Raw genomic sequence first — 13,669 nt, forward strand, 5'->3', positions numbered from 1 at the left:
CGTGATGCGTACGCTGGCGCTGAGCTTGCTGCTGGCGTTGCCGTCATTGTCGTTCGCAGCGGCCGAACCGAATACCCAGGTGCCGGCGGGCAGCCGCCACTACGCAGCAACGACGGTACCTGACCGCATCGTCGCCTCGCCGGCGGTCGATCCCAGCCATGGATTCGCTGTCGCCTGGCGTACCGACGGCAGCGTGCAGGCACCGCTGCTGGAGATTGCCCTCGCCGGAGATTCGCCGGCCATCGAGGGCATCCGCCAGGTGCGCGCAACGACCCATTCGCTACAGACCGAGAATGGTCTGTCGCATCATCATCGCGCCGACATCAGCGGCCTGCAGCCGGATACCCAGTACGTCTACCGCGTGCAGGGCAACGGCAGCTGGAGCGCCTGGAACCAGTTGCGCACACTGGCCGCGGCCGACCAGCCGCTGACCCTGCTGTACTTCGGTGATACCCAGAACAAGAACGTCAGCCATGTCAGCCGGGTAGTGCGCGCCGCACAGAAGGTCGCACCGCAGGCGCGCATGAGCCTGTTTGCCGGCGACCTGGTCAGCGGCGGCGACAACATGGATGACAGTGAGTGGGGCGAGTGGTTTGCTGCGACCAGCTGGCTGGCGCAGGAAACCCTGGTGGCCCCGGCCATCGGCAACCACGAGTATTTCGAGGAGTTCGAGGACACCCCGCAGGAACGCCGCGTGCTGGGCAAGCATTGGCCGGTGACGTTTGCGCTGCCGGGCAATGGCGCCAGCGCCGCGCAGCAGACCAGCTACTGGTTCGATGCGCAGGGCGTGCGCGTGGCCGTGGTCGATGGCACTTCGGCACTCGACCTGGGCACCGCCAAGGCACAGGCACAGTGGCTGGACAAGGTACTGGGCGGAAATCCGCAGCCGTGGACCATCGTGCTGCTGCACCAGCCGTTCTACTCGCCGCGCGAAGGACGCGAGAACGCCGCGTTGCGTGACGTGCTGCTGCCGGTGGTACGCCGCCATAACGTCGACCTGGTGCTGCAGGGCCACGATCACACCTATGGTCGCCGTGGTGAAGGGCAGGCCGCGACGCCGCAGTATGTGGTCACCGTGGCGGGGCCGAAGCAGTATCGCCTTTCCGACGAAGCGCGCAGGACGATGGACCCGGTGGCCGAAGACACCCAGCTGTTCCAGGTGTTGAACATCGATCCGCAGCACCTGCGCTATGAAGCACGCACCGTGACTGGCCGTCTCTACGATGCCTTCGAACTGCGCCGTGATGCCAAGGGTGGCAAGCAGCGCACGGAGCTGACCGAAGGCCGCATCACGCCGCGTGACTGCCCGCGCGCGCAGACTGCCAAGGGCCGCGCTGATCGCTGCTGGGAATGAGGAAATCCAGATGAAAACCGTACGCCGTCTTGTCCCCATGGCTGCCATCGGCGGGGCCCTGCTCCTGCTCGCGACGGCGGTGACCGCCGCCGATAGCGTGCTGCATCCGTTCCTGGCGGCGCAGCCGAAGCAGGCCCCGCAGGAAGTGAATCTGGCGGTGGAGATTCCGGCCGGCAGCTTCACCAAGTACGAGATCAAGGAAGACGGCCTGGTGCATGTGGACCGCTTCCAGTCGATGCCGGTCGCCTATCCGGCCAACTACGGTTCGATGCCGCGCACCCTGGCCGGTGACAACGATCCGCTGGATGCACTGGTGCTGACCCGCGAACCGCTGCATCCGGGCGTGATCGTGCGCTTCCGGCCGATCGGCTACCTGAAGATGATCGACGGCGGCGAGCACGACGAGAAGATCATCGGGGTGCCCACCGACAAGGTTGATCCGAGCTACGCCAACATCCGCGATCTGGCCGATCTGCCGGAGATCGAACGGCAGCGCATCGAGGCCTTCTTCCGGGTCTACAAGGACCTGCCGGCCGGGCGCAACCCGGTGCAGCTCAACGGTTGGGGCAACGCCGCCGAGGCGCGCGGGCTGATCAGTGAAGCGATGGAGCGATTCAAGCAGTAGACCCACGCCATGCCTGGATGGCCGGGCGCGCGCATCTCCTTCACCACCGCTGGCTATCATGTGCGCCTTCCACAACGAAGGCAGTGCCTGTGTCGGTAGCGTTGGTATGGTTCCGCCGTGATCTGCGGCTGCAGGACAATCCGGCCCTGCAGGCCGCGCTGGATGCCGGTCACGACGTGGTGCCGGTCTACATCCATGCGCCGCACGAAGAAGGCGGGTGGGCGCCGGGTGCCGCCTCCGATGCGTGGCGCCACCGTTCACTGGCCGCGCTGGATGCGGACCTGCGCACGCGGGGTTCCTCGCTGGTGCTGCGCAGTGGTGACAGCCTGCCGGCCCTGCAGTTGCTGATCGAGCAGACCGGCGCCGGGGCGGTCTACTGGAACCGCAAATACGAACCGGCCACCCAGCCACGCGACGCCACCATCAAGCGCATGCTGCGCGAGCAGGGCATCGACACGCAGAGCTGCAATGGCAGCCTGTTGTTCGAGCCTTGGGACATCGCCACCCAGCAGGGCCAGCCGTACAAGGTATTTACGCCGTACTGGCGCAACGTACTCAGTCATTGGCGCCTGCCTTCGCTGCAGGCCGCAGCGAAGGCACTGGCGGCACACGCGGTCGACAGCCTCGCACTGGATGATCTCCAGCTGGCACCGACGCTGGACTGGGATACCGGCTTCTGGGAACACTGGCAGCCGGGTGAAGCCGGTGCGCTGGAAGCACTGTCCGTCTTTGAAGATGGTGCCCTGCGCGGGTATCGCGAGCAGCGGGACCTGCCGGACCGTGTCGGTACCTCGCGGCTGTCACCGCACCTGCATTTCGGCGAAATCGCCCCCTGGCGGATTGCCCATGCGCTGGAAGGGCTGCGTAGTGCCGGCACCGACGCCGACATCGACGGCTACCTGCGCCAGCTGGGCTGGCGTGACTTCGCCTACCACCTGCTGCATCACTTCCCGAAGACGCCCACCGACAATCTCAACCCCCGTTTCGATCGCTTCCCATGGGCAACGCCCAGTGACGCGCAGCTGCACGACTGGCAGCGCGGCAACACCGGCGTGCCGATCGTCGACGCAGGCCTGCGCGAGCTGTGGCACACCGGCTACATGCACAACCGGGTGCGGATGATCGTTGCCAGCTACCTGTGCAAGCACCTGCGTGCGCACTGGCTTCACGGCGCGCGCTGGTTCTGGGACACCCTGGTCGATGCCGACCTGGCCAACAACACGATGGGCTGGCAATGGGTGGCCGGGACCGGCGCCGATGCCGCACCGTACTTCCGCGTGTTCAACCCGGTCACCCAGGCCGAGAAGTTCGACCCGCAGGCCCGCTACATCAGCCGCTGGGTGCCCGAACTGGCGGCGCTGCCGGTGAAGGCGCGCTTCGCGCCGTGGCAGCATCCACAGTTGCTGGCGGCGCATGCCCCGGGCTATCCGCGTACGCCGCTGGTGGATCTGGCGGCTGGCCGCGATGCCGCGCTGGCTGCCTACCGGCAGTCAGGAGCGGGGTAAAGTGCGGGTTGAGTGATCCGGTCAGTTAGCTGAACGCGGCCCTGTCGACGTGCCCGATCATCATTCCGGCATCGCATCGGGCTGTTTATTCTCTTTGCGCCCGCAGGCCGCCGGCCAACCGGAAACCAAGGAGAACCTCATGATCCGCAACACCACCCGCAACGTCGCATTGGCCCTGATGAGTGCGGCCGTCCTGTCGGCCTGCGCCACCGGCGGCTCCTACGTACAGAGTGACCAGTACGGCAACCCGACCGAGCAGCAGAACCGCACCGGCCGCAACGCCCTGATCGGTACCGCCATCGGCGTGGCCGCCGGCCTGCTGACCGGCGACAGCGCCACCGAGCGCCGCCAGCATGCCCTGATTGGTGCTGGTATCGGCGCGCTCAGCGGCGCCGCGGTCGGCCAGTACCAGGATCGCCAGGAACGCGCACTGCGCGAGCGCACCGCCAATACCGGCATCGATGTGCAGCGCCAGGGCGACAACATCATGCTCAACCTGCCGGACGGCATCACCTTCGATTTCGGCAAGTCGACCCTGAAGCCGCAGTTCTATGGTTCGCTCAACGGCGTGGCAGGCACCCTGCGTGACTACAACCAGACCATGATCGAAGTGGTCGGCCACACCGACAGCATCGGCAGCGACGCGGTCAACAACCGCCTGTCGAAGGAACGTGCCGACTCGGTCGCGCAGTACCTGATCGGCCAGGGCGTGCAGAGCGTGCGTATCGAAACGCTGGGCGCCGGCAAGGCGTACCCGATTGCCGACAACAGCACCGACGCCGGCCGCGCCAAGAACCGCCGTGTCGAAATCCGTGTGATTCCGCTCAAGCAGTAACGCTATGCGTTACTGCTTGAGCCGTTCCGGCCATCGGCCGGAACGAAAATGCCGCCCTTGCAGGCGGCATTTTTGTGGGTGCCGAGCATTGCTCGGCACGCCGATAGCGCCTGTAGAGCCGAGCCACGCTCGGCTACCTCTTCTGGTAGATGCCAACTTTGGTCGGCGCCGTTCGAAAGGCAGTCGAGCATGGCTATGCCGGTCGTCCTGACCGGCACCCGTCGGGCCGTCGCAAGCGACGTTGGTAGCGGCTCCTGCCGCTACCTTCGACGCTACAGAAAGCGGCATCGCGCGCCCGGGTAGATCCACGCCACGCGTGGATACCCTCGGTCATGCCGCCGAAGCGGCCACCTTCTCCAGGATCCGCTTGCCGCTGCTTTCCAGCGCAGCGTCTTCCTTTTCTTTCTGCTGCTGTGCCAGCTTCGCGCCCGGGCATTGCGCCAGCATGTAGTTGGCGTCGAAGTTGAGCTTCTCGACCAGGAAGTCGACGAACGCACGCACCTTCGGCGAGACCAGGCGGCCACCGGCGAACACGGCGTTGAAGTCCACTTCCGGGCCGGTCCAGCCGGCCAGCACGCGGCGCACCATGCCCGATTCAACGAACGGCTTGGCCATCACGTCGCCGGTCAGCAGCAGGCCTTCGCCGCACACCAGCGCACCATTGAGCGCAGACATGTCGTTTGCGGTCATCAGCGGGGTAACAGGGAAGTCGCGCAGCTCGCCGCCGTTCTCGCCCAGCTGCCAGGTGAAGCGCGGCGAGTTGCCGGTGTGGTACGGCTTGCGCATCGCCAGGATGCGATGGAACTGCAATTCTTCCGGATGCAGCGGCTCGCCATAACGTTCGATGTAGGCTGGGCTGGCGAACACCTGCGTGCGCAGGCTGCCGAGCTTGCGCGCGACCAGATTGGAATCGGGCAGGGCACCCACGCGCAGCGCCAGATCGGCTTCGCCGGCAATCAGGTCCAGCTTCTCGTTGCCCATATGCATGTCCAGGCGGATCTCTGGATACTGCGCATGGAACTGGCCCAGCAGCGGCGCAATCCAGGTGATGCCGATCGAGTAAGGCACAGTGAAGCGCAGCCAGCCACGCGGCCCGGACTGCAACTGGCTCACTGCGCTCTCGGCTTCTTCAAGCTCGCGTGCGATGCGTTGGCAATGTTCGTGATAGATCGAACCGGCTTCGGTCAGGCCGAGGCGGCGCGTGGTCCGGTGCAGCAGGCGCGCACCCAGGCGCGTCTCCAGTTCCTGCACCTTGCGGCTGACCGTGGTCTTGGGCAGGCCGAGCGATTTGGCAGCGGCAATGAAGCTGCCTTGCTCGACCACTTTGACGAAGATCAGCGTCTCGTTGAGATCGTGGGACATGGTCTGGGATCCTGGACGTCGGGGATGGGACAATCGTGACAGAACGATTGGACCGGGAGCGGGATGATTATTCCCCTTAATCAGGACTAATCAAGTAAAGGTTTGAGGTCTATCGTGGCGCCATTCGTTAATTGGAGCCCGTCCGCCATGAGCCTGCGCAACATTCTTGCCCGTCTCCGGAACGCCGGCCAGAGCAGCCTGGACCTGGCAATGACCGTTGAAGTCCGCCCGAGTTCCTTGGTACACAAGGACTTTCGTGAGTTTACCGCGCCCATGCGTCAGCAGCGTGGCGGTGCCATCCGTCTGGTCCCGCACAAGGGCGACCGGCTGCGTCGAATCGGGACTATCCCGGATTTGGGAGGAAATGTCCCGTGAATGGGATGCTGACGCCCGAAGTCCTGGTCCTCGGCGGCACCGGTGCCGTCGGCCAGGGCGTGGTTGGCGCATTGCTGGAAGCCGGCAGCCCGGTGCTGGTGGTCGGTCGCGATCCGGGCCGGCTGGCGGCGCTGCATGAGCAGTTCGCCGACGAGCCGGGCCTGGAGACGCTGCTGGGTTCGCTCAGCGATGACGGCTCGGCGCGCGCACTGGCCGAACGCATCGCGCATCGCCCGCGTCCGCTGGCCGCCGTGATCGCCGCAATGGGTGGTCCTTATCGTCGCGGCCGGGTGACCGACCGCAACGGCGATGAACTGTTGGGCGCGATGCAGGCCGACCTAATGCCGCACGTGCACGCGGTGCGTCACCTGCTGCCGCTGCTGCAGGACAACGTGCACGCACGACGCTACGTGATGATCGGCAGCCCGGCCAACGCCAAGCCGTGGGCGGGCTACGGCGAGACCTCGATTACCACCGCTGCGCTGCGCATGTACGCGCAGGTGGTGCACCAGGAAGCGCAGGCGCTGGGCGTGCGCGCGCAGATGCTGGAAGTCTGCAGCCCCGTCTGTACCCCGGCCAACGCGGCCAATGCCTGCATCGAGTGGCCCAGCTCGCTGCTGGTCGGCCGTCGCGTGGTCTCGCTGCTGGATGGTTGCCGCGACAACCGCGCCATCGTCCGCTGTGACAGCAGCGATGCCGAGCTGCCGCGTGGCCTGCTGCACTTGGAAGTTCCCCCTTTGTGGCGCGATACCGCAGGCGTCGCTTGACCTCGACCATGGTTGAGGTCGCAGTATGCGGCGCCGATTTTTGCAACACGTTCTCATCTAGCTGTACCACCCCTCCGTACGGATGCATGCCATGACTTCCCCCAATACCACCCCACATCGTTTCGGCCATCGCATCGCGATGGTCGGCGTGTCGATCCTCGCCGCGGCCGTGCTGGCGGCCTGCAGCGGCGGCCATGCCGAAGAAGCCGGCGCACCGCCTCCGCCGCAGGTCAGCGCAGCGCCGGTGCTGGTCAAGCAGGTCAGCCAGTGGGACGAATTCAGCGGCCGCGTCGAAGCGGTACAGAGCGTTGAACTGCGTCCGCGCGTGTCCGGCTACATCGACAAGGTCAACTACGTCGAAGGCCAGGAAGTGAAGAAGGGCGAAGTGCTCTTCACCATCGACGCGCGCAGCTACCAGGCCGAGTACGATCGCGCTGCCGCAGAACTGGCCCGTGCCCGCACCCAGGCTACGCTGGCCCGCAGCGAGTCCGAGCGTGCCAAGCGCCTGTCCGAGCAGCAGGCGATCTCCACCGAGACCGCCGAACAGCGTCGTGCGGCGGCCGACCAGTCCGGTGCTGCGGTGCAGGCCGCGCAGGCGGCGCTGGACGCGGCCCGGCTCAACCTGGAGTTCACCAAGGTGCGGGCACCGATCGACGGCCGTGCCGGCCGCGCGATGGTCACCGCTGGCAATCTGGTCACCGCCGGCGACAGCGCCAGCGTGCTGACCACGCTGGTCTCGCTGGACACGGTGTTCGTCTACTTCGATGCCGATGAGAGCACTTTCCTGCGCTACGCCCAGATGGCGCGCAAGGGCGAGCGCCCGAGCGAGCGGGACAGCGAGCTGCCGGTGAAGGTCGGCCTGTCCGGGGAAGAGGGCTATCCGCACTCGGGCAAGGTCGATTTCCTCGACAACCAGGTGGCGCGCAGCACCGGCACCATCCGCGTCCGCGCACTGCTGGACAACGCCGACCGCCAGTTCACGCCGGGCCTGTTCGCCCGCGTGCAGCTGCTCGGCAGCGGCCAGTTCCAGGCCCTGCTGATCGACGACAAGGCCGTGCTGACCGACCAGGACCGCAAGTATGTGTACGTGGTCGACAAGGATGGCAAGGCCCAGCGCCGCGACATCCAGCTCGGTCGCACCGCTGATGGCCTGCGCATTGTCGAACACGGCCTGGCCGCGGGCGACAAGGTGATCATCGACGGCGTGCAGAAGGTCTTCATGCCGGGCATGCCGGTGCAGGCCAAGGCGGTGGCGATGCAGCCACAGCCGGCGCCGGCACCGGGCCGCGATGCCACCGCCGCCCTGAAGCACTGATCCGCGTCCCCGCTTAGCTGCCGGCGCCAGCGGCAGCCGTTCCTGCCTTCGTCAACGTGACGAGGGGCAGGGCGGCTGTTGCCCGCCGAATGCCTTTCCCAGGAATTCCTCCATGGACTTTTCCCGTTTCTTCATCGACAGGCCGATCTTCGCGGCGGTGCTGTCGATCGTGATCTTCGCCGCAGGCCTGATCACGATTCCAATCCTGCCGATCAGCGAGTACCCGGAAGTGGTGCCGCCGTCGGTGGTCGTGCGCACGGTGTATCCGGGCGCCAACCCCAAGGTCATTGCCGAGACCGTCGCCACGCCGCTTGAAGAAGCGATCAACGGCGTCGAGGGCATGATGTACCTGAAGTCGGTGGCCGGCTCGGACGGCGTGCTGCAGATGACCGTCACCTTCCGCCCGGGCACCGACCCGGACGCAGCGGCGGTGAAGGTGCAGAACCGCGTGGCGCAGGCGCAGGCGCGCCTGCCCGAGGACGTGCGCCGGCAGGGCGTGACCACGCAGAAGCAGTCACCGACCTTCCTGATGGTGGTGCACCTGACCTCGCCGCAAGGCAAGTACGACACCCTGTACCTGCGCAACTACGCGCGCCTGCACGTCAAGGATGCGCTGGCGCGTATTCCGGGCGTGGGTGACGCGCAGATCTTCGGCGGCGGCGACTACGCCATGCGCGCCTGGCTGGACCCGGACAAGGTGGCTTCGCGCGGCCTGACCGCCAGCGACGTGGTGCGCGCCATGCGCGAGCAGAACGTGCAGGTGTCGGCCGGCCAGCTTGGCGCCGAACCGCTGCCGGACAGCAAGTTCCTGACCCTGATCAACGCCCAGGGCAGGCTGAAGACCGAAAAGGAATTCGGCGACATCGTGCTCAAGAGCGGCACCGATGGCGAGATCGTGCGCCTGTCCGACGTGGCCCGCCTGGAGCTGGGTGCGGGCGACTACACCCTGCGCTCGCAGCTGGACGGCAAGAACGCGGTCGGTATCGGTATCTTCCAGTCGCCGGGTGCGAACGCGCTGGAAATCCGCGACCAGGTCATCTCGACGATGGACGAGATGCAGAAGACCATGCCGGCCGACGTGAAGTACGAAGCCGTGTATGACACCACCATCTTCGTGCGTGACTCGATCAAGGCCGTGGTCTCCACGCTGCTGGAAGCCATCGCCCTGGTAGTGCTGGTGGTGATCCTGTTCCTGCAGACCTGGCGTGCCTCGATCATCCCGTTGATCGCGGTGCCGGTGTCGGTGGTGGGTACCTTTGCCGCGCTGTACCTGCTGGGCTTCTCGATCAACACGCTGAGCCTGTTCGGCCTGGTGCTGGCGATCGGCATCGTGGTCGACGACGCGATCGTGGTGGTGGAGAACGTCGAACGCAACATCGAGGAAGGGCTGTCGCCCACCGCAGCGGCCCACCAGGCCATGCGCGAGGTCTCCGGCCCGATCGTGGCGATCGCGCTGGTGCTGTGCGCCGTGTTCGTGCCGATGGCGTTCCTGTCCGGTGTCACCGGCCAGTTCTACAAGCAGTTCGCGGTCACCATCGCCATTTCCACGGTGATCTCGGCGATCAACTCGCTGACCCTGTCGCCGGCCCTCGCCGCGCGCCTGCTGAAGGCCCACGGTGCCCCGAAGGACGGCCCGAGCCGCCTGATCGACCGCCTGTTCGGTTGGGTGTTCCGTCCGTTCAACCGCTTCTTCAAGTCCAGCTCGGAGAAGTACGAGCGTGGCGTGGCCCGCATCCTCGGCCGTCGCGGTGCGGTGTTCGTGGTCTACGCGATCCTGCTGGTCGGTACCGGCGTGATCTTCAAGCTGGTGCCGCCGGGCTTCATCCCGACCCAGGACAAGCTGTACCTGATCGCGGGTGTGAAGCTGCCGGAAGGCTCCTCGATCGCGCGTACCGATGAAATGTTGCGCAAGGTCGCCAAGATCGCCCAGGAAACCGATGGCGTGGCCCACACCATCTCGTTCCCGGGCTTGAACGCGCTGCAGTTCACCAACACGCCGAACACTGGTGTGGCGTTCATTCCGCTCAAGCCGTTCGCCGAGCGCCATGGCCGCACCGCCGCGCAGATCAACGCCGAGATCAACCAGAAGATCGCCGGGCTGCAGGAAGGCTTCGCCTTCGCGATGATGCCGCCGCCGATCCTCGGCCTGGGCAACGGCAACGGCTACCAGATGTTCATCGAGGACCGTGGCAACCTGGGTTACGGCGCGCTGCAGAATGCCGTACAGGCGATGCAGGGCACCGTGGCGCAGACGCCGGGCATGGCCTTCCCGATTTCCAGCTACCAGGCCAATGTGCCGCAGCTGGATGCCGAGGTCGACCGCGTCAAGGCCAAGGCGCAGGGCGTGCAGCTCACCGAACTGTTCGACACCCTGCAGACCTACCTCGGTTCGGCCTACGTCAACGACTTCAACCAGTTCGGCCGTACCTGGCAGGTGATCGCCCAGGCCGACGGTCCGTACCGCGAGACGGTCGAGGACATCGGCAAGCTGCGCACCCGCAACGACCGCGGCGAGATGGTGCCGATCGGTTCGATGGTCACCATCAAGCAGACCTTCGGCCCGGACCCGGTGCTGCGCTTCAATGGCTATCCGGCGGCTGACCTGGCCGGTGAAGCCGACCCGCGCCTGCTGTCCTCCGCCGAGGCGATGAACAAGCTGACCGAGATCGCCGGCAAGGTGCTGCCGGTGGGCATGACCACTGAATGGACCGACCTGAGCTACCAGCAGGCGACCCAGGGCAAGGCAGCCTTCATCGTGTTCCCGGTGGCGATCATGCTGGCCTTCCTGGTGCTGGCCGCGCTGTACGAGAGCTGGTCGCTGCCACTGGCGGTGATCCTGATCGTGCCGATGACCCTGCTGTCCGCGCTGTTCGGCGTATGGCTGACCGGTGGCGACAACAACGTGTTCGTGCAGGTCGGCCTGGTGGTGCTGATGGGCCTGGCGTGCAAGAACGCGATCCTGATCGTCGAATTCGCACGCGAGCTGGAGATGGGCGGCAAGGGTATCGTTGAAGCCGCGTTGGAGGCCTGCCGCCTGCGTCTGCGCCCGATCGTGATGACCTCCATCGCGTTCATCGCCGGCACCGTGCCGCTGGTGTTGTCGCACGGTGCAGGCGCCGAAGTGCGCTCGGTGACCGGTATCACCGTGTTCGCCGGCATGCTGGGCGTGACCCTGTTCGGCCTGTTCCTCACCCCGGTGTTCTACGTGGCCCTGCGCAAGTTCGTCACCCGCAACGGTGGTGGCCAGCTGGTGCAGCACGGCGAGCCGACCATCCACCACTGATATGGAACCCCGTCGCCGCCGGTCATTGGCCGGTGGCGGCTTTCCCCTCACAAGGCATGCATCCATGAACACCCATCAGAACAAGATCGCGCTGGTCACCGGCGCCACCCGTGGCATCGGCCTGGAAACTGTGCGCCAGCTGGCCCAGGCTGGCGTGCACACGCTGCTGGCCGGTCGCAAGCGTGAGACCGCCGTGGAGCTGGCACTGAAGCTGCAGGCTGAAGGCCTGCCGGTCGAAGCCCTGCAACTGGACGTGACCGACGCGGCCAGCATCGCCGAAGCGGTCGAGCAGGTGCGCCAGCGCCATGGCCGCCTCGACATCCTGGTCAACAACGCCGGCATCATGATCGAGAACCCGGCGCAGGCGCCGTCGGAGCAGTCGCTCGAAACCTGGAAGCGCACCTTCGACACCAACGTGTACGCGCTGGTGGCGGTCACCCAGGCCTTCCTGCCGCTGGTCAAGCAGGCCAAATCCGGGCGCATCGTCAACGTGTCCAGCATGCTCGGCTCGCAGACCCTGCACGCCGACCCGACGTCGGGCATCTACGATTTCAAGATCCCGGCCTACAACGCCTCCAAGGCGGCGGTGAACAGCTGGACCCTGAGTCTGGCCTACGAACTGCGCAATACCCCGATCAAGGTCAACACCGTGCATCCGGGTTACGTGAAGACCGACATGAACGGCGGCAACGGCGAAATCGAAATCAGCGAAGGCGCACGTTCCAGCGTGGAAATGGCGTTGATCGGTGAATCCGGCGCCAGCGGCAGCTTCACCTACCTGGGCGAGGTGCTGCCATGGTGATCCGCACGTTGGCGATGGCCGTCTCCAGCCTGGTGCTGGCAGGCTGTGTCAGCGTCGGCCCCAACTACAAGGCGCCGGTACAGGAGCCTGTGGTGCTGCGGGGTGCGCAGCAGCCGGTGTTCAGCACCACCTCGCCGGTGGCCAGCTGGTGGGCGCAGTTCGATGATCCGGTGCTGGAACAGCTGGTGCATGGCGCACTGTCGGACAACCTGGATCTTCGCGTGGCCGTGGCCCGCGTCAGCCAGGCCCGCGCGGTGTTCGTCGAAAGCCGTTTCGACCAGGCCCCGCACATCACCGCAGGCGGCAGCTACGACCGCCGCAAGCAACCCGATCCGCAGCTGGGTGGGCAGCGGGTGTTCAGTGAAAGCTACCAGCTCGGCTTCGACGCCGGCTGGGAGCTGGATCTGTTCGGCCGCAAGCGCCGTGCTGCAGAAGCCGCGCGCGCCGACCTCGACGCCGAGCAGGCCAACCTGGCCGATGCGCAGGTGCTGGTCGCCGCCGAAGTGGCGCGCAACTACTTCGAGCTGCGCGGTACGCAGAAGCGCATCGCCGTGGCCCAGCACACGCTGGTCAACCTGCGCGATACGCAGAAGCTGACCGAGGCGCGCTGGGAGCTGGGCGCCGGCAGTGAGCTGGACGTGCAGAGCAGCCGTGCACGGCTGAAGGCGATCGAGGCCGACATTCCGCTTCTGGAAGTGGCCGAGACGCAGTCGCGTAACCGGCTGGCGGTGCTGCTGGGCCAGCGCCCGGAAACGCTGACCGCCATGCTGGCACCACATGACGTGCCGGCATTCGCCAAGGCACTGCCGCTGGGCGATACCCGCGAGCTGCTGCGCCAACGCGCCGACGTGCGCGTGGCGGAGCGTCGCCTGGCCGCTGCTACCGCACGCGTGGGCGTGGCTACTGCGGACCTGTTCCCGCGGCTGTCGCTGTCCGGTTTCGTCGGCTTCCTCGGCGGCGATGCAAGTGGCCTGGTCAATGGCAACAACAAGGCCTGGTCGCTGACCCCGTCGCTGAGCTGGGCAGCATTCGACTTCGGCACCGTGCGTGCACGCCTGCGTGCCAGCAAGGCCGAGGCCGAAGGCGTGGCAGCACAGTATGAGCAGGCCGTGCTGCTGGCACTGGAAGACACCGAAAACGCGCTGACCCGCTATTCCAAGCAGCAGGCGCGATTGGCGATCGTGGTCGAGCAGGCGCAGGCGGCACGCCGCGCTGAGTCGCTGGCGCAGATCCGCTACCGCGAGGGCTCGGAGGACTTCCTGACCCTGCTGGATGCGCAGCGCACGCAACTGGCGGCCGATGATGCGTTGGCGGCCGCCGAGTCCGAGGTCAACGTCAGCGTGGTGGGCGTGTACAAGGCGCTGGGGGGATGGGGTCAATCACCGCAGCCGCCGAGCGTGGCGCAGGTGCAGTAACCGCAGGGGACGGAAGCAGTGGCTTCCGTCC

At 66.4% G+C, this 13,669-nt stretch carries 11 protein-coding genes; 10 read left to right on the forward strand and 1 reads right to left on the reverse strand.

Annotated elements, in window-relative coordinates; translation table 11 throughout:
• Positions 1–4 precede the first annotated feature (4 nt).
• From AC5QAH_RS10860 to AC5QAH_RS10875, 4 genes are all read left to right on the forward strand, one after another.
• Positions 5–1,354 carry a metallophosphoesterase gene (locus AC5QAH_RS10860; protein WP_241875284.1) on the forward strand — a complete coding sequence of 450 codons (1,350 nt, stop codon included), beginning with the start codon at positions 5–7 and terminating at the stop codon, positions 1,352–1,354.
• A gap of 10 nt (positions 1,355–1,364) precedes the next feature.
• Positions 1,365–1,979, forward strand: a complete 615-nt coding sequence (locus AC5QAH_RS10865; protein ID WP_043399251.1) for an inorganic diphosphatase — start codon at positions 1,365–1,367, stop codon at positions 1,977–1,979.
• 89 nt (positions 1,980–2,068) lie between these two features.
• On the forward strand, positions 2,069–3,484 hold the full coding sequence (locus AC5QAH_RS10870; RefSeq protein ID WP_043399254.1) for a cryptochrome/photolyase family protein: 1,416 nt from the start codon (positions 2,069–2,071) through the stop codon (positions 3,482–3,484).
• 139 nt (positions 3,485–3,623) lie between these two features.
• The gene (locus AC5QAH_RS10875) at positions 3,624–4,319 is read left to right on the forward strand and encodes a YiaD family glycine zipper/OmpA-like lipoprotein (protein ID WP_053442840.1); all 696 of its coding nucleotides are present in this window, start codon (positions 3,624–3,626) and stop codon (positions 4,317–4,319) included.
• A gap of 330 nt (positions 4,320–4,649) precedes the next feature.
• Here AC5QAH_RS10875 and AC5QAH_RS10880 read toward each other — a convergent pair whose 3' ends face one another.
• Positions 4,650–5,681: a LysR family transcriptional regulator gene (locus tag AC5QAH_RS10880; RefSeq protein ID WP_005409107.1), complete on the reverse strand. Its 1,032-nt coding sequence runs from the start codon at positions 5,679–5,681 to the stop codon at positions 4,650–4,652.
• Between the two features lie 147 nt (positions 5,682–5,828).
• On the opposite strand from AC5QAH_RS10880, the gene AC5QAH_RS10885 reads away from it, so the two are divergent.
• The 6 genes from AC5QAH_RS10885 (at position 5,829) to AC5QAH_RS10910 (ending at position 13,638) form a co-directional block, all read left to right on the forward strand.
• Positions 5,829–6,056, forward strand: a complete 228-nt coding sequence (locus AC5QAH_RS10885; protein ID WP_010484401.1) for a hypothetical protein — start codon at positions 5,829–5,831, stop codon at positions 6,054–6,056.
• Positions 6,053–6,823 carry an SDR family NAD(P)-dependent oxidoreductase gene (locus AC5QAH_RS10890; protein ID WP_019338346.1) on the forward strand — a complete coding sequence of 257 codons (771 nt, stop codon included), beginning with the start codon at positions 6,053–6,055 and terminating at the stop codon, positions 6,821–6,823. Before AC5QAH_RS10885 ends, AC5QAH_RS10890 begins: the two co-directional genes overlap by 4 nt.
• Positions 6,824–6,914: 91 nt before the next feature.
• Complete coding sequence (locus tag AC5QAH_RS10895) at positions 6,915–8,138, forward strand: efflux RND transporter periplasmic adaptor subunit (protein WP_005409110.1); 1,224 nt, start codon at positions 6,915–6,917, stop codon at positions 8,136–8,138.
• Between the two features lie 112 nt (positions 8,139–8,250).
• Positions 8,251–11,421: an efflux RND transporter permease subunit gene (locus tag AC5QAH_RS10900; RefSeq protein ID WP_019338348.1), complete on the forward strand. Its 3,171-nt coding sequence runs from the start codon at positions 8,251–8,253 to the stop codon at positions 11,419–11,421.
• A gap of 64 nt (positions 11,422–11,485) precedes the next feature.
• The gene (locus AC5QAH_RS10905; protein ID WP_049483068.1) at positions 11,486–12,223 is read left to right on the forward strand and encodes an SDR family oxidoreductase; all 738 of its coding nucleotides are present in this window, start codon (positions 11,486–11,488) and stop codon (positions 12,221–12,223) included.
• Positions 12,217–13,638, forward strand: coding sequence for an efflux transporter outer membrane subunit (locus AC5QAH_RS10910; protein WP_143994183.1), 1,422 nt, complete (start codon positions 12,217–12,219; stop codon positions 13,636–13,638). The genes AC5QAH_RS10905 and AC5QAH_RS10910 overlap by 7 nt, the downstream gene beginning before the upstream one ends.
• Positions 13,639–13,669 lie beyond the last annotated feature (31 nt).

The organism is Stenotrophomonas sp. YJH_SMC_43 (genome assembly GCF_059372535.1).

Coding starts and splice junctions, on each gene's coding strand:
- AC5QAH_RS10860 (WP_241875284.1), top strand. CDS start 5: ATGCGTACGCTGGCGCTGAGCTTGCTGCTGGCGTTGCCGTCATTGTCG.
- AC5QAH_RS10865 (WP_043399251.1), top strand. CDS start 1,365: ATGAAAACCGTACGCCGTCTTGTCCCCATGGCTGCCATCGGCGGGGCC.
- AC5QAH_RS10875 (WP_053442840.1), top strand. CDS start 3,624: ATGATCCGCAACACCACCCGCAACGTCGCATTGGCCCTGATGAGTGCG.
- AC5QAH_RS10880 (WP_005409107.1), bottom strand. CDS start 5,681: ATGTCCCACGATCTCAACGAGACGCTGATCTTCGTCAAAGTGGTCGAG.
- AC5QAH_RS10885 (WP_010484401.1), top strand. CDS start 5,829: ATGAGCCTGCGCAACATTCTTGCCCGTCTCCGGAACGCCGGCCAGAGC.
- AC5QAH_RS10895 (WP_005409110.1), top strand. CDS start 6,915: ATGACTTCCCCCAATACCACCCCACATCGTTTCGGCCATCGCATCGCG.
- AC5QAH_RS10900 (WP_019338348.1), top strand. CDS start 8,251: ATGGACTTTTCCCGTTTCTTCATCGACAGGCCGATCTTCGCGGCGGTG.
- AC5QAH_RS10905 (WP_049483068.1), top strand. CDS start 11,486: ATGAACACCCATCAGAACAAGATCGCGCTGGTCACCGGCGCCACCCGT.
- AC5QAH_RS10910 (WP_143994183.1), top strand. CDS start 12,217: ATGGTGATCCGCACGTTGGCGATGGCCGTCTCCAGCCTGGTGCTGGCA.